General features: G+C 42.3%; 10 protein-coding genes. 5 read left to right on the top strand and 5 right to left on the bottom strand.

The genetic code is table 11. The features are described from left to right. The first annotated feature begins 39 nt into the window (after window positions 1-39). From NYE58_RS17870 to NYE58_RS17890, 5 genes are all read left to right on the top strand, one after another. The gene (locus NYE58_RS17870) at window positions 40-585 is read left to right on the top strand and encodes a CueP family metal-binding protein (protein WP_076125722.1); all 546 of its coding nucleotides are present in this window, start codon (window positions 40-42) and stop codon (window positions 583-585) included. A gap of 413 nt (window positions 586-998) precedes the next feature. After that, entirely contained in the window at window positions 999-1511 is a 513-nt protein-coding gene (locus NYE58_RS17875; protein WP_076125721.1) for a DinB family protein, read from the top strand. A gap of 278 nt (window positions 1512-1789) precedes the next feature. Further along, window positions 1790-2698, top strand: a complete 909-nt coding sequence (locus NYE58_RS17880; protein ID WP_076276489.1) for an NAD(P)/FAD-dependent oxidoreductase — start codon at window positions 1790-1792, stop codon at window positions 2696-2698. Window positions 2699-2999: 301 nt separating this feature from the next. Beyond that, entirely contained in the window at window positions 3000-4481 is a 1482-nt protein-coding gene (locus NYE58_RS17885) for an Lsa family ABC-F type ribosomal protection protein (RefSeq protein ID WP_076276490.1), read from the top strand. A gap of 180 nt (window positions 4482-4661) precedes the next feature. Beyond that, window positions 4662-7451, top strand: coding sequence for a glycoside hydrolase family 3 C-terminal domain-containing protein (locus NYE58_RS17890; RefSeq protein WP_341002517.1), 2790 nt, complete (start codon window positions 4662-4664; stop codon window positions 7449-7451). Between the two features lie 229 nt (window positions 7452-7680). Here NYE58_RS17890 and NYE58_RS17895 read toward each other — a convergent pair whose 3' ends face one another. The 5 genes from NYE58_RS17895 to NYE58_RS17915 form a co-directional block, all read right to left on the bottom strand. Continuing rightward, window positions 7681-10269, bottom strand: a complete 2589-nt coding sequence (locus tag NYE58_RS17895) for an ABC transporter permease (RefSeq protein ID WP_341002519.1) — start codon at window positions 10267-10269, stop codon at window positions 7681-7683. Then, window positions 10266-10952, bottom strand: a complete 687-nt coding sequence (locus NYE58_RS17900) for an ABC transporter ATP-binding protein (RefSeq protein ID WP_076125710.1) — start codon at window positions 10950-10952, stop codon at window positions 10266-10268. The genes NYE58_RS17895 and NYE58_RS17900 overlap by 4 nt, the downstream gene beginning before the upstream one ends. 82 nt (window positions 10953-11034) lie before the next feature. Then, the gene (locus NYE58_RS17905; protein ID WP_341002521.1) at window positions 11035-11988 is read right to left on the bottom strand and encodes a sensor histidine kinase; all 954 of its coding nucleotides are present in this window, start codon (window positions 11986-11988) and stop codon (window positions 11035-11037) included. A 22-nt stretch (window positions 11989-12010) separates the two neighbouring features. After that, window positions 12011-12697: a response regulator transcription factor gene (locus NYE58_RS17910; protein WP_341002522.1), complete on the bottom strand. Its 687-nt coding sequence runs from the start codon at window positions 12695-12697 to the stop codon at window positions 12011-12013. A 493-nt stretch (window positions 12698-13190) separates the two neighbouring features. Then, on the bottom strand, window positions 13191-16670 hold the full coding sequence (locus tag NYE58_RS17915) for a sugar-binding domain-containing protein (protein ID WP_341002524.1): 3480 nt from the start codon (window positions 16668-16670) through the stop codon (window positions 13191-13193). Between the last annotated feature and the right edge of the window lie 345 nt (window positions 16671-17015).

The raw sequence follows: 17015 nt of genomic DNA on the forward strand, positions 1-17015 counted from the left end.
GTATATAATCTGGCGAATAAGCGAAGGAGATGATTACAAATGAAAAGAAATATCTTAGTGGTATCGGGAGCGGCGGTTGTTGCATTAGGTGCGTATTTGTTATTGGGAGGTATCGATAAGGATACGCCTTCAGCACAAGATACAACCGACATTAAGCAATTAGTGCAAGAATATAGTTCAAGCAGTCTGGAAAACCTGTCCGCGTCTATCACTTCTGAGCAACTTATTGTAACCGATAGTAACAATAAAGAGAAAACTTACGACTTGCCTAAAGATGAGTTTTTTGTTTCTATAGCTCCATATGTGGAGAATACGCATCCTTGCGCAACACATAGCTTGACTGGCTGCCAAGGGGAATTAACGGATGATGAGTTTAAAGTATATATCGAAGACAGCGAAGGCAATGTGATTGTGGATCAAGAAATGAAATCGCTATCTAACGGATTTATTGATCTTTGGTTACCCCGGGACAAAAAATATAACGTAACCATTGAGCAGGATGGAAAAGCAGCAAAATCTGAGCTTTCCACTTTTAAGAGTGATAATACATGTGTTACCACTATGCAATTGGCAGAAAGTATCTAAAAAGTTGTAGGGAGAAGACTTGGAAAGCGAATGCTCAGCAGGATGTTTCTTAAGCGATGTCGAAGTCGTTATTCATAATCCAATTAGATCTTCCTTCTGATGTATTCTGTATTGGACTTTCGCCAAATGTCCATCGTATCGGACTCCATTGCAGCTATTTTAGATTTTCGCTGCATTTTTCAAGCTTATCGGACTGCATAGCTCTTATTGGCTTGTAATGGCACAGAATTGGAGTGTATTTAGGGAAATAACTGCATCTGGGTCCGATAACCTCGTGAAATGCTATAAATCTACGAAATAAGTGCACCTCGGTCCGATCTAGCGGAGAGTTAGAAAGTGTTTGGGAAAAGAAATCAAAAGTATCACACGAATGATCAAAAGAAATTGCTTTACAGAAGAGAGGAGAGAGATGAATGGTTAAAGAGCTGATCATTGGGGATGTTTTGCAAGAGCTGGCTGGTACACGTCGGATACTGGAGAAGCTGCCTCAAGAGAATATGACATGGAAACCACACTCTAAGTCAATGAGCCTGGGTGGGCTGGCCACACACCTCGTTAACCTTCTGAGCTGGCAATCTGCAATTCTACTTTACTCGGAGTTTGATTTGGCATCTGTGGCATATCGACGAGAAGCACTGGAGAGTCCCGACGCGGTTCTACAAGAGTTCGACCTGAAAGCTCGTGAGATTGAGGAATTAATTACTGCAAGCAATGTGGAGATGCTCGGCGCGGAGTGGACCTTGCGGAACGGGGAGCAGATCATCCGTCGTCAGACACGGGCAGCTGCGCTTCGTACCATCGGATTGAATCATATGGTTCACCACCGGGCGCAGCTTGGAGTTTATCTGCGGCTGCTTGACGTGCCGGTACCTGGTCTTTACGGACCCTCGGCTGATGATTTAGAATTAGCAAACGGTGAAGGTTGATAAGTGAGGAAGCCCTGCACTGCCAAGTAAGTTCAACATATAGCTCTTACCTGATATATTGGAGTATTAAGTTACCTCCAAACATACGGTAATGGGCTTATTTACTTTTTTCTAGTATTACACTAAATAAAACTCACGGAGGATCGGAAAGTTTGGGTTGACACTTTAGCTAATTTGGAGATATTATAGATTCATTAAGTCTATGATGTGGCAAATATTTTTTGGTTTAATAATAGACAAAAAGAGTCTTTAATATCTGCATATAGGAGATGATTCATATGATTTACGATTGCATTATTGTTGGTGGTGGACCCGCAGGCTTGAACGCAGCCCTTGTTCTTGGTAGGGCAAGAAGAAAAGTAGCTTTAATTGATAATAATCAGCCAAGGAATGCTGTTACCCATGCATCACATGGTTTTATTACAAGAGACGGGGTTACACCAGCCGAGTTTCGTCGCATTGCGTATGAGGAGGTACTACGTTATCCGTCTGTTGAGCATATCCAGACTGAGATTATTTCGATTAACAAAATTGATTCTGGATTTGCGGTACATGATTCGTTTGGTCGTCACATTGAAGCTCGCAGATTGATTTTGGCGACTGGGTTAAAAGAGGTCCTTCCTGAGATAGAGGGCTTACGACCATTATACGGAAAAAGTCTGTTTAATTGCCCGTATTGTGACGGCTGGGAACTACGAGATCAACCCCTTGTCGTTGTTTGCGAAAATCCACATGTTTTTCATATGGCTAAAATGCTGCTCAATTGGAGTAAAGATTTGGTTATCTGCACGAACGGCAAGACATCCCTTTCAGATGAACAGAAAAAAAGTCTTGAGGCTAAGGGAGTTGTAGTCAATGAACAAACAGTTTCCTCTTTTATGGGTCATGACGGGCAACTTCAGGCGGTTCGCTTTGCAGATGGTACTGAGATCTTAAGAACGGGAGGGTTTATTTCTCCGAATTTGATCCAAACGGCATCAATCGTAGATCATTTGACTGTAGAGCGGAATGATTCTGGTGGGTTTAGCACGGATGGGTCGGGGAGAACCTCGATTCCAGGATTATATTCGGCTGGAGATGTTTCTTATTTTATGCCTTCTCAGTTAGTGTTTGCCGCGGCTGACGGGAGTCGGACAGCTATGAGTGTAAATATGGATCTTACAGAAGAAGAATTTGAACTTTTTTAACGAATTATGGGTAGGAAGTTGAAAATAATAAGTATGCATGATAACATAATTACAAATTAATGATCGGAGTTGAAAAGTATAGTGTAGTAATTATTCTTGCGTCCCATGATGAATAAAACAACAACAATGGTTTATTTCGTTTGTTTTATTCTTTGTATGCAAGAAAGTTACTACTTCTTTTCACTCGAAAATATATCCATATCTAACTCCATTTGGGGCTGGATTTGCTGTATTTATTTGAGTCACAAGAAAGTAACTTTCTTGTGGCTTTTATTTTGTTAAAATACAGGAGGATTATTTTATGTCATTAATAAATGTCACAAATCTAACCTTTGCCTATGAAGGCAGCTACGATAACATATTTGAGAACGTAAACTTTCAAATCGATACCGATTGGAAATTAGGTTTCACAGGGAGAAATGGTCGAGGAAAGACTACATTTCTTAGCTTATTGCTTGGAAAGCATGAATACAGCGGTAATATTTCTGCTCATGTCAGCTTTGAATATTTCCCCTTTCAGGTGAATAACAAGGAGCTTAACACCATAGATGTGATCAGCGAGATTTTTCCGGATTATATTCATTGGAAGTTAATGCGAGAGCTTTCTTTGCTAAAGGTTCCTGAGAATGTGTTATATCGTCCCTTTGATTCATTGTCTAACGGAGAGCAAACGAAAGTGCTGTTAGCCACATTATTCATTAAGGAAAATAGCTTCCTGTTGATTGATGAACCTACAAATCATTTGGATATGACGGCAAGAAAGCTTGTCAGTGATTACATCAATACGAAAAGTGGATATATTCTGGTCTCTCACGACAGATCCTTTCTTGATAATTGTGTGGACCACATCTTGTCAATCAACAAAACCAATATAGAGATTCAAAAGGGCAATTTTTCTAGCTGGTGGGAGAATAAAGTCAGACAAGATAACTTTGAGATAGCGGAAGACGAAAAACTTAGAAGAGATATCAAACGCTTGTCAGCCTCATCTAAACGAACAGGTAACTGGTCACATGAGGTGGAAAAAACTAAAAATGGAACTAGAAATTCTGGATCTAAGTTAGATAAAGGTTATGTTGGGCACAAGGCAGCTAAAATGATGAAACGCTCTAAAGCCATCGAGCAAAGACAGCAATCTGCTATCAACGAAAAGTCTAAGCTTCTTAAAAACATCGAAAATTCTGAGAACTTAGAGATTACGCAGCTTGCTTATCATAAACGTCATCTTGCGGAGCTGGACAATGTTTCGGTTTTTTACGGAGAGAAAAGGGTGTGTTCAGAAGTAAGCTTTACCATTGAGCAGGGGGAGAGAATTGCACTCTCGGGTAAAAATGGTTCCGGAAAATCAAGTATCATCAAATTGATCTGCGGTGAGGATATAGATTATACCGGCACCTTCACTAAGGATAGCCAGCTTATCATTTCCTACGTATCACAAGACACTTCAGATCTACGGGGCGATTTAACAGATTATGCTAGAGAGAATGGGATAGATGAAAGTCTTTTTAAATCTATTCTGCGAAAGCTTGATTTCTCCAGAATTCAATTTGATAAGGATATATCCACTTACAGTGGCGGCCAAAAGAAAAAAGTCCTGATCGCCAAAAGTCTTAGTGAAAAAGCTCATTTGTATATTTGGGATGAACCGCTTAATTTTATTGATGTTATTTCACGTATGCAAATTGAGGAGCTATTGCTTGAATATACACCAACACTCGTTTTTGTGGAGCATGATCGCGAATTTTGCCATAATGTTGCCACGAAGATCATTGAACTTAGCTGATATTTTTAACATCGATTGAAAATTTCCAACTCTAACAGACCAATATTATTATATTAATAAAGATAATTATTATATATATTACAGTTATCCAATGTACTATAATGGTATAGTTAAACTTTATGATATGTAATTGATGCCTAAAGAAACAACCTATAGAATTGAACAACAGGAGGAAACAAGTTGAGTACACAGAGTGTGGGAATTCCATTAGAAGGTTTTGCAGAATTTAGCCGGACGGTAGCAGCAGAAGGTGCGGTACTGTTGAAGAATGATCATCAGGTGCTTCCGCTTGCTGAAAGTGATAATGTTGCTGTTTTTGGCAGAACTCAAGTGAATTATTATCGCAGTGGTACTGGTTCGGGCGGTAGTGTTCATGTTACTTATACGACCAACCTGCTGGGCGGTCTTCGCAGTAAAAAGAACCTTACGGTCAACGAAGATTTGGCAGCAGTATATGAGAAGTGGATTGAGCAAAATCCGTTTGATAATGGTGGCGGCGTTTGGGCTGCAGAGCCATGGAACCAGAAGGAAATGCTTTTATCCGACGAATTGGTAGCTGAGGCTAGAAGTAAATCGAACAAAGCAATCATTGTAATCGGACGTACAGCAGGAGAAGATCAGGATAATGTCGATGGTTCAGGAAGCTACCAACTAACAGCTGATGAAAAAGCGATGCTGAAGCAGGTAACTACATATTTTGAGCAAACGATTGTTGTACTGAACGTCTCTAATATTATTGATATGAGCTGGCTGAACGATGAAAGCTATAAAAATCCGATTTCGTCTGTCATCTACTCTTGGCAGGGGGGAATGGAAGGTGGTAATGCAATTGCGGACGTGCTGGCTGGAGAAGTAACTCCAAGCGGAAAATTAACAGACACGATCGCATATTCCATCAACGATTACCCGTCAACACACAACTACGGTAATGAATTTACAAACCTTTATCAGGAAGATATCTATGTTGGTTATCGTTATTTCGAGACATTTTGCCCAGAAAAGGTTCAATATGAATTTGGTTATGGAATATCGTATACCACGTTTAAGCTCGAGTTAGAAGAAGCTAAACTTATTTACAAAGCTGGCGAACTTAATGTTGAAGTCGGCGTAACCGTAACTAATACAGGAACTACCTTTGCAGGAAAAGAGGTTGTTCAGGTCTATTATGAAGCTCCACAAGGAAAATTGGGACAGCCTGCTAAAGCTTTGGCAGCCTTCGCAAAAACAGAAGTCCTTCAGCCAGGCGAAGCACAACGTCTTACCGTGAGTTTCCCTGTTCATTCAATGGCTTCCTATGATGATGCTGGTGTGTCAGGGCATGCTTCCGCTTATGTGCTAGAAGAAGGCACGTACCGCATATTTGTGGGAACGAGTGTTAAAAAAGTGGAGGAAGTCAAGGTTGAAGGGAATAGCGGCTATGTCGTGGAAACTCTTCAAGTTGTGGAACAGTTACAAGAAGCTCTTGCACCCACGCAAAGCTTTACAAGAATGCAACCTGGTGTTCAAAAATCAGACGGTTCATATGAACTTGTTTATGCAGAGGTTCCAACACGCAAGATTTCGTTAGCAGAACGGATCGAGAGCAATCTACCAACAACGATCTCCCAGACAGGCAATCAAGGGCATAAATTAAGAGATGTATTTGAACAAAAAGTTAGTATGGAAGCTTTTATTGCCCAGCTTAGTGACGATGATTTGGCTGCCATTGTACGGGGTGAAGGTATGAGCAGCCCATTGGTTACACCGGGTACAGCTTCTGCATTTGGAGGAGTAAGTGATAGTCTATATAACTTAGGAATCCCTGTTGCATGTACGGCAGATGGTCCTTCAGGAATTCGTATGGATAGTGGAGCAAAAGCGACTCAGGTTGCGATCGGAACGCTTCTTGCAGCTACTTGGAATGCCGCATTAGTCGAAGAGCTGTATGTGTTAGAAGGACAAGAGTTGGTACGAAACAACATAGACACCTTGCTTGGACCAGGTCTAAATATTCGTCGCAGCCCGCTTAATGGCCGCAACTTTGAGTATTTTTCTGAAGATCCTTTGATCTCTGGGGTGTTTGCCGCTGCATGTACACGTGGGATTATGAAAGGTGGCTCTAATGCCACGCTGAAGCATTTTGCCTGCAATAATCAGGAGAAACATCGCAGTAAAGTGGACGCTGTTGTGTCGGAACGTGCGCTTCGCGAGATTTATTTGAAAGGTTTTGAAATTGCAGTGAAGCAGGGTGGAGCGAATTCAATTATGACCTCCTATAACCCTGTTAATGGACATTGGGCCGCTTCAAATTACGATTTGAACACTACAATTCTCCGCGGAGAATGGGGCTTCAAAGGTATTGTCATGACAGACTGGTGGGCCATCATGAATGATGTCGTTAATGGTGGAGCTGCAGACCGGAAATTTACAAATTGGATGGTCCGTGCACAAAATGACCTGTACATGGTTGTAGCTAACTATGGCGCCGAAATTAATGGATGGAATGACAACACCATTGAATCCTTGGAAAATGGATCTTTGACTAGAGGAGAGCTGCAACGTTCTGCAATGAATATTTGTGAGTTCATCATACATGCTCCAGTATTCTCGAGAAAACAGCAAATTGTTGAAACGGTTGAGTCCTTTAAGGCTAATCCTTCACTTACTGCAGAACAAGTACAATCCTTATCTCAAAATCCACAGGTTAAGCCAGCCGTTGAAGGATCGACTTTCTTTGAAGTTGGCCAAGCTGGACAATATCGGATCCTCGTGCATATCATGTCAACAGAGCCTGAGCTGGCTCAAAGTGCATGCAATGTTAATTTGAATGATCAATTGATGACAACCATTCAAACCAACGGGACAGAAGGTCAATGGATTAGACAAAAGCTTGTGAAAGTAGAACTCGAAGCAGGTCTTTATGAAATGAAACTGGAATTCATTAAACCAGGTTTACAGATCGACTGGATCGAATTTAATAAAGTTGACTAAGTAGCTCTAAATATAAGTTGAAGGAAAAATCCTGCGCTAATGCAAATCCTCCAATAAGGATGTTTACGATAAACATAATTGTTTAGGCACACAGCCGAACGATTACTGTTGAATTGTAAATAATCTATATTGGAGGATTTACTTTTTGGTGAAGTTTAAATTTGAATACATAGAAAGCCGTATGTCCACAATTTTGCAGTAAAACCTGATCTTAATATCGGTATTAAAATCAAGCCAAATCATCCCGAAGCGCGTCAATGATATTTTCTTTTTTTATCTTGCTAATGGCATACAACATTGTAATAAACACGATAAAGATTACGCCAAACACGCTAATTGCCATACTGCCCCACGGGAATACAAAATTAAAGTTATCTATCCTTTCTACGGCCACTAACCCTTCATAAATCAGCCACGAGATGATTCCCGCTATTGGAATTCCGAACAGCAACGTCCTCATCCCATAAAAGAAACACTCAAAACTCATCATCTTATTGAAATCGCGGTCGGACATCCCCAACGAGCGGAGCATGGCAAGTTCCCGCCTGCGCAGTCTGATATTTGTGGAAATAGTATTGAATACATTTGCAACCGCAATCAGGGAAATCATAATAACAAAAACATAGGTGAACACATCAATAACAAATATTAAACTGCGGTATTGTTCAACTATTGTATGGACATTGTAAAGGGTATAAGCAGACATCATTCCCGTGTCCTGAATGATCGCTTCCATTTCAGCCACCGATTGCGAGGGATTATTTGAAAGAAAGGCCAGGCCCATTTCCGCATGGGTATCCGGGCTTTTAAAGTTCTCTTTGAGTGAATAGGGAGCTACCACCATAAAAACGTATGGCCGCTGCTCTAAAGATTGCCTTGGAGGCGGATCCACCGGGTACGTATCGACAAACGTAATGTTTATGCTTTGCCCCTGTTCCATCATTTGCTTGTCATTTGTTTGGGGGGCGACACTAAATGTCATGGAATGATTTGCAAACATATTAAACACTTCGCTTGGCCTTTCATTATTATCAATCCGCTTTTTGGCAACGGCAATCATCTTCGCGTCCTGCCCGGTATATTCATCTGCAGACAAACCCAGTTCTTTGATAAAACTCAGATATTTGCTGTCCTCAATAAACTGGATGTCCATGGGTAGTTGAACCGTTTCGTCCGGCGTAGTATACCCCGCGTATTCCCGGTAACGGTTTGAAAAATCGCTTTCCTTAATTACGGATGTATACACATAAACGGTTTGGTACGAGCTTTCATAAACCCCGTCAGAGGTTTTAAGTTTGTTGTAAAGCGGGATCATTTCGCTGTCGTCCGTCACCTGAGTGGTAAAAAGAATGTCATAGTCCATGTCCATTATCAACTGTTCTGAAAGTCGTTTTAGAGTTGTTCCAAAAGCACTTCCCGATACAAACAGCACGACGCTTAAAGTGAGCGATAACACAATGCTGCGATAACGTTTTTTGTTTCTTTTAAAGTTTTTTAACGCAAGTGTACCCTCCAAACCGTAAATACGCTGTGCAAATTTTGATGTTTTTACCGCTTTCGATTCGGTTTTGACCTCGTTGGTCTGACGAATATTCTCCATCACGGGAGTATTTGCAGCTTTTCTGGCCGGGATATAGGCTGAAATCAAAATGGTAACTAAACTGACTGCTGTAGCTGCGACAATTGCGGGGACAGACAACGATAGGGTTAAAGGCACGGTGCTGTGGAAAGTTTTCCCGAAATTCTCGGCAACCATAGGAATTACAAGTCCGATACTGCCTATGCCGACCATAATGCCAATAGGTATGCCGACTGCACCAATGCAAAGTCCCTCAAATAGCACAGAATTTCGCAGTTGCCTTGCCGTTGCACCCACCGATGCTAGAATCCCGAACTGGCGTGTGCGTTCGTTCAGCGAGATGTTGAACGAGTTATAAATCAGAAAAATCGAGCCTATCATTATTATGGCAACCAAAATGCCGCCAACTGAGTACAGAAGCGTGTTGAACAGTTTATTGTCCGAAGCGCCCATGAAGCGCAGTACATCATCGTTAAAGACATAAGCTCCTGCTCCGACTGTACTGCTTGCGTAAGCCGTTACACCGTGCGGATTTTTCAGTGTGACAAATATACTGAAGTTGTCCGCTTGGTCTTTAGGATCTGCTTTCGTTATCAAGGTGTATCCCGGTGCGGAATGTTCCTCAAAACTGGGTCTTTCGCAGATACCTACAACCTTGTAGGTTCTCTCTGATTTTGGAACAAGGGTTTCTTTGTCCTCTCCCGATTCACCCCCGGTCTGATAAGGGTCGTGTTGGCCGAGATTCTTGTTTCCATTCAATCGGCTTCCAACAGAAAGTGAAAGTGTGTCGCCCAACTTAAATCTAACACCGCCCTTTGCAGTAACGTGAGACGGGACGAGAATCTCCTTGCTATTTTCAGGAAGCCTGCCGGAAATCAGGCTTGTGGGTAAGGTATCAAAGGCTTCCTCACTGAATCCGGCGATGAAAAGATAGGGCTTTTCAGGGCTTTTCCCGCCTTCAAGCGTTGCATAACCGATATTTTCAAATGCTGCGCTGTTTGCAACTTTACTGTCATGGGTTCTCTCTTGCACGAAAGAGGAATCAACATCCAAAAACTCAACGTGCCAACCGCCGTATTTCGCAATAGAACCGTTTACCAGATAATTTAACAGGGAAGTGCCAAAGGTAGCGACAGCCGTAATCATGGCGGCGGACAGAACAACTCCGATCACCGTGACAATCGTTCGGGAACGGCTTTTTTTCATACTTTGCAGTGTGACTTTGTTAAAAATATTCATGGCCGAACCACCTGTTCATCCCGCGTTACTTTGCCGTCTGTTATACCGATAATACGGTCTGCTTGCAGGGCAATATTTTCGTCATGGGTGACGAGGATCAGGGTCTGCCCATATTTTTTATTGCTTTCTTTGAGCAGCTTGATGATTTCATGTCCATTTCGGCTATCTAAGCTGCCCGTGGGTTCGTCGGCAAGCATGACCGCCGGGGCATTCATCAAAGCGCGTCCTATGGAAACACGCTGTTGCTGACCACCTGAAAGCTGATTGGGTAAATGCGTTTTTCGATCTTGCAACCCAAGCATTTCGAGCAGGTCATTTAGCCTTTCCTCGTTGACCTTGCGCTTGTCCATAAGGATAGGCAAGGTGATGTTTTCCACTACATTCAGAGTGGGAATGAGGTTGTGAAATTGGTAAATCAGTCCAACTTGCCGTCTGCGGAAGATGGCGAGTTTTTCATTGCTTTGGCTATATACATCTTGCCCGTTCAAATATACCTTTCCGCTTGTCGGTACGTCTACGCCCCCGACGCTGTGAAGCAATGTAGATTTGCCCGAGCCGGACGAACCGATGATTGCGGTGAATCCTCCCTTTTCAATTGTAAGTGAAACATGGTCAAGCGCAGTAACTTGATTATTTCCCTTACCATAGACTTTGCATAAATTTTCAATTTTTAAAAACTCCATTATGTGAGTCTCCTTTCTGATGGGTTACCCATATAATAGAACCTTCAACTTACATCTCTGTGACTTTCAGGTGAGAGATCTGTCACTTTGAGAAACGAATGGTAAAGATTGCGCCGCCTTGCGGGTGGTTTTTTGCGGTAATCGTTCCTCCTTGCCGCGTTATAATCATCTTGCAGAGAGCCAATCCAATCCCGTATCCTGTAGCGTTTGGGTTTTTCCCGCGATAAAACCTGTCAAACAAGCAGTGCAAATCTTCTTTCTGAAAACCCGCACCGCTGTCGTGGATGGCAATCTCGGTAAATAACCGGTTATCCGTACAATCAATCTCAATCCTCCCGTGCTCGCCTGCACTTTCTATACAATTTTTGAGGATGTTTTGAATTGCTTGCGAAATCCAACCTGGATCGCCTTGAATAAGTACTACTTTCGGCACGTCTATTTGCAAATCAATATAGCGCAGTTCTATTGGGATTAGGAACGGGCGAAGGGCGGAGCGTATCAAGCTATTTACATCTATCTGCTCGTTTTGGAACACCACAATGCCCGCGTCCAAGCGAGATAATTTTAGTAGAGAAGTAATCAGCCAATCCATCCGCACAAGCAATTCTTCTGTTTCTCGTATAAATGCTTTCCGTTCGTTTTCATTAGGGCTATTCTCTAACAAAGACAGAATGAGGTTGGCTGATGTGAGTGGGGTTCGGAGTTGGTGGGCTATGTCGGCCAGCGAATCGGCAAGATGTTCTTTTTCTTTTTTCAGCGCATCGTTTTGCTCCCGAATGCGCAGTAGCATTTTTGTTATCTCGCTGTGCAGAATAGAAAGCTCGCCCTCGTCCGACTCTTCAATGTACAGAAGGTCAGCATTATGAAGCACAAGGTCGATTTGATGTGAAATCCGTGCAATGCTTATGTATCGGGCTTTGGTAAACACGAAAAACGCTATGCCAAAAGCGGCGGTAGAGGTAGTGGTAAGGATTCCCGCCGCCATATTGATTGCAAATCCCAGCGTCACAGCGGAGGTGGCAATTAAGGAGAACAAAATGACAAAATGTCGAAACTCTCTATTCCGAAGCATACTCGTTCCCCAATCTATATCCCGTCCCACGAACAGTCAGAATAATTTGCGGACTTGCTGGATCGTTCTCTATCTTCTCCCGCAAACGTTTGATGTACACGGTCAGTGTATTGTCATTGACAAACTCGCCTGCAGCGTCCCACAATTCGTCAAGCAGCCTGCCTCTCGTGATAATACTTTTCGAATTGCTAATAAACATCAGCAACAAGCGGTATTCTAATGCTGAAAGAAAGACCTCGCTACCGTTTTTCTCCACAATGCCACTTGCCATATCGACATGAAGCCCGTGAATTTTAAAATCAGATATGGAACGCCCACTTTTTCGCAAGGCGGCTCCAATTCGTGCAATCAATTCACGCGGACGAAAAGGCTTAGTGATATAGTCGTCCGCGCCCATGTTCAGCCCGGTAACAACACTTGACTCATCGTCAGAAGCCGTCAGAAAGATTATGGGAATATCTTGCGTTTTTTTGATTTCCGTGCAAACCGCAAAGCCATTTCCATCAGGCAAAGAAATATCAATCAACGCCAAGTCAAATTTATTTCCGGCAAGCGCGGTAAGGGCTTCACTCCGCGTAGGGACATGAGAGACTGTAAATCCCTCTGAGCGGAGCAGAAGCACAAGGTTTTTAGCGATTGTCTTATCGTCCTCAACCAAAAATATCTGGTTCATTTATTTGCACCGTCCTTTACTTTACTGCAACTATATCGTCCGTTAGCCGGGTTTTTAGCGTCAATTGGAACAAGGCAAGTATTTCCCATTTTTTCGCTGATTCCTTTGTCGTTATATAATCTATGCATAACACCTCCTTAGATCTATTATATTTCTTTTGACAGAAACATACAGTCCGAGGTATAAACAAAAAATAAAGGGTGTGTAAACTTATATTAAAGGCAGAAATATGAACGCTAAAATGTAATAGGGTTAAATAGTATGAAGCTAAATGTAACAGGAAGAAATCTCTCGAAAGAAAAGAGTCTGCAAATTAAGGATGAATTTCAAAAGCAATGTCTGATAAAAGGTTTAAAACAAGAAAAAAGCCGTAGGACATGATAATCCTACGGCAAATCTCAAAAGCCGAAAACATCCTTATTGAACCGTGACAAATGCGCAGGGGATTTGTTCTGTAATAAAGCTATCCATCTAGTTTAAAGTTGAAAATACCTTACTCTGCTTGGAACTGGAACCACTTAAAATCAAACTGGCTCCCCGGTAGAAATATAAAGGTGACGGTTTGCGGACCGGTTATGCGCTCCAATACAAATTCTCTTTCGCAATAATCACTTGACTGTGTAAACTCCACAAGCTGTCTCTTTTCACCCTCTGGTCCGCTAAATAGAATATGCAGAGTATTTTTATCGATAGGCGAATGCCCGCATAAGGTTAGTTTAGTGCTTCCAGTATGACCGAAGTCCATATCTTTAAAGATGAGAGAGACGTTGTTACCAATATTTTTGATTTGTCCATCTGCCAGCGTAAAGGAATCCCCATAAATCTGATTGTATTCTAGAACGTTAAGTTGTTCGTACGCTTTTAAAGGCTTGTTAAACTGAAAGCCCTTGAGATGAATCTTTTTATGAAGAACAAAACAAAGGGTGGTGACACCTTTTATTCGCTCAGGTAATGGGTAGGTCTCCTCTTGATATACATTCCATATGGATGGTTTTTGATAGGTTACCTGTGTCAGCAGAGCTGCGTTTGGAGCATCCGGTGTACCTTTCCATATATCAATCGTATATTTATCGTTATCTAGCGCGAAGATAGGAAGGGTAAGTTCAGTAGCTCCATAATCACCGAAATCGATGTTGTCAAAACAGATCCAGCTTTCTCCTTCTCTTGCAGTAGCCACTCCGCGTTCATTCCCATTTGTTAAGTTCCGGCTCGTATTGCTATGATAACCAGCGGAAACAAACTCATAAGGATTCAAAAAGGCAGCTCCCATATCTCGAATATGGAATTCCATAAGCGAATACAGGCGCACTTGATCTGCACCGTTTTTCGTTGCACACCGTACATAGACGTCTCCGTCTCCCAAAGCCGAAATTACTGCTTCATGCCCATTTGCCTCAAGAACGGCTATATTAGCGTCAATACCGGCAGCATTCGTAACTCGCCATTCAATTTCCTGATAGGTTGCGTTCTCTGGATGAATTTGCACACGAACCGGAAGTGAACGGGTGTCCTTCGTTAGCTGATTTCCTTGCGGGCATATGATTTCCAGCTTGCGAACGGGAATTTCATCTGATAAATAGTTTTGGGATAACTCGCTCACATCCGATAGTGATTGTGATGAGTGTTGATAAAGTACAAGCTCTTCGTCCTTAGAATGATCTAGCTCTCGTGCTTCAGAAGTCAGTGTAAGCTCAGCAGACTGTAAGCCATGGGAAGATGCACGTACAACGATTGTACCTGACTCCAATGAAGAGGCAATGACCGCAAGCAATTTGCCGCTGAACATCCGGCGACTTGTTCCTTTATATGAATCGTAGTCAGTGCTGTCACCATTATCCAAACCAACAAGACGCCCCGGTCCTTCTACAGAGATTTGAATACGATTATTGGCGTTCTCCACGGGACGTCCTTCTTGATCGAGGGTCGAGATCTCCACAAATACCAAGTCCGATCCGTCAGCAGTCATCTGAGTTTTATCAGGATTCATGACCACAGTGGCCGAATCTCCGAAAGAAGTTACCGTATCATCAGCGATCTGTACTCCGTGTTCATCATAAGCGACTGCTCGGAGAGTACCTTTGCTATAGGGGAGCTGCCATTCCCCAAGCAGCTTTTTACCATGTTTATGGTCAATGTTAACCGTGCCCATGGATTGATCATTAAAGAACAATTCGATTTGTGGTGCGTTGGAGCATACTCGCACATCAATAAGCTGCCCTTCAGAAAAATCCCAGTACGGAAAAATATGAATCATCGGGGCGACCTTGTAATCCGTCCATTCTGCTTGATAAATATAATAGGAATCCTTTTTGAATCCTGCGGTATCCAGTTGACCGAAATACGAGTTTTTAGTGAAGTACGGAGTCGGCTCCCCAATATAGTCAAATCCAGTCCAAATAAATTGTCCAGGTGAGTAGGTCGCATCACGATCTGCGATGATGCAAGCTTCTGTGTTTTTGGCACCCCAGCTAGTAGAACTGTTCCCTAAGGCTGAGCATTGTTCATCATCGTCAGACAATACAGACTGAGCATAAGGGAAGTGGTAGATGCCTCTGCTCTGTACAGTAGACGAAGTTTCACTACCATAAATAATCCAGTCGGGATGTTCCTCATGATGCTGGTCATAGTATTTTTCGGCATAGTTATACCCTGCGAACTTCACTAGATCTGCGCATTTCTGTGCATTCTCCCATGGCATATAGTTGGAACCGATAGTAACCACTGCATTTCCTTTAGGGTCATGAACCTGCACCAGATCACGTAATTCTATGGTTAACTCTTGGCCGCGTTCATCGGCATGGGTGTCGTATATTTCATTTCCGATACTCCACATGAGCATGGAGGGGCGATTTCTATCCCGGCGTACCCAGCTGGCAATATCTTGTTTCCACCAATCCGGATAAAATCTGGCGTAGTCAAAAGGAGTTTTACTGCGTTCCCACATATCGAATGCTTCGGAAACTATGAGCACGCCCATCTCATCCGCTAGTTCCATCAGTTCAACGGCTGGCATATTGTGGGCCGTACGAATAGCGTTTACGCCCATCTCCTGCAGGAGGATAATCTGTCTTTTTAGAGCTGCCTTATTCACCGCAGCCCCCAAACATCCCAAATCATGATGTTGGCATACGCCATGAATCTTCACCTTTCGGCCATTCAAAAAGAAACCTTGTTGGCTGTCAAACTCCATCGTACGGAATCCGAAGGTTTGGATTTCTTCTTCTATTACCTGATCATTCTCCAGCAGTTCAGTTTTTAGGGAATAGCAGTAAGGATGGTTAATATCCCACAGCATTGGATTATTGACGGATAAGAGGGCAGAGCTGGATACAGCAGACCCGACTTGTACTGGACTTTCATTTTCTGCATGAGAGATACAGATACCTGAAGCGTCCAGTATACTGTGACGAATTATGTAGTGTTTTTCGCTTTGCAATAGATCATTGCACAAGACTTCGGTATCTACCTCAACATTCCAGGAATCCTCTTTTTTGTGAGTAGAGATATAAATACCATCAGGCACAATATGTGTCCCCGGATACGTCTTCAGCCATACACTGCGATAGATGCCCGCACCGGAATACCAGCGTGAATTAGGAGACTCATGAACCACTTGAACATAGATTTCGTTGATACCTTCAATAATGTATGGCGTGATATCTATTTCAAAAGTGGAGTATCCATTTTTCCAGACGCCTGCGATATGGCCGTTCACATAGAGAGTGGAGTCCATGTATACGCCTTCAAAACGAAGCGAGACACGACTATTTGGCACTTTCTCATCCATTACTATGCTTTTACGGTACCAGCCTTCTCCGCTTTCATATAGATTATGTGTATCAAAAATTAGCCAGTCATGGGGTAAGGTTACGTCGATCCACTCCGAATCAGCTGCTATCACCGATTCTAAAGTGGACTTAAGCGGCTGTTTGCTGAATAACCAGTCATTATTTAATCTTGTTTTCTGACTCATGAATGAAGTTCTCCTTTATCTTTGGAAAATTTAGAAGTGGTTATTAACGATGTGAATGATTTCCGTAAAGCCTTTTGTACTCTTTTTTATCATATCAAAGATTTTGCAAAAAGACATTCACGAAGAAGAGTAAAAAAACTGTTATAACAACGCTATTGAAATCGCATTCAAAATGATAACATGCCATTGGTAAATTATCTATTTATTTCTTAATATATCTTTTATTGCGGAGGATGAAATTTATACAAAAAACAGTACTAATAAATGATGCAGAGAAGTATCTCTGGTCTATGAAAAATGATTTCGCTACAGAAGCTAATGAAAGTGAGGAAAATTGCCTGGTAC

The sequence above is a fragment of the Paenibacillus sp. FSL L8-0708 genome (assembly GCF_038009325.1).
GTDB lineage: Bacteria > Bacillota > Bacilli > Paenibacillales > Paenibacillaceae > Paenibacillus_AQ > Paenibacillus_AQ odorifer.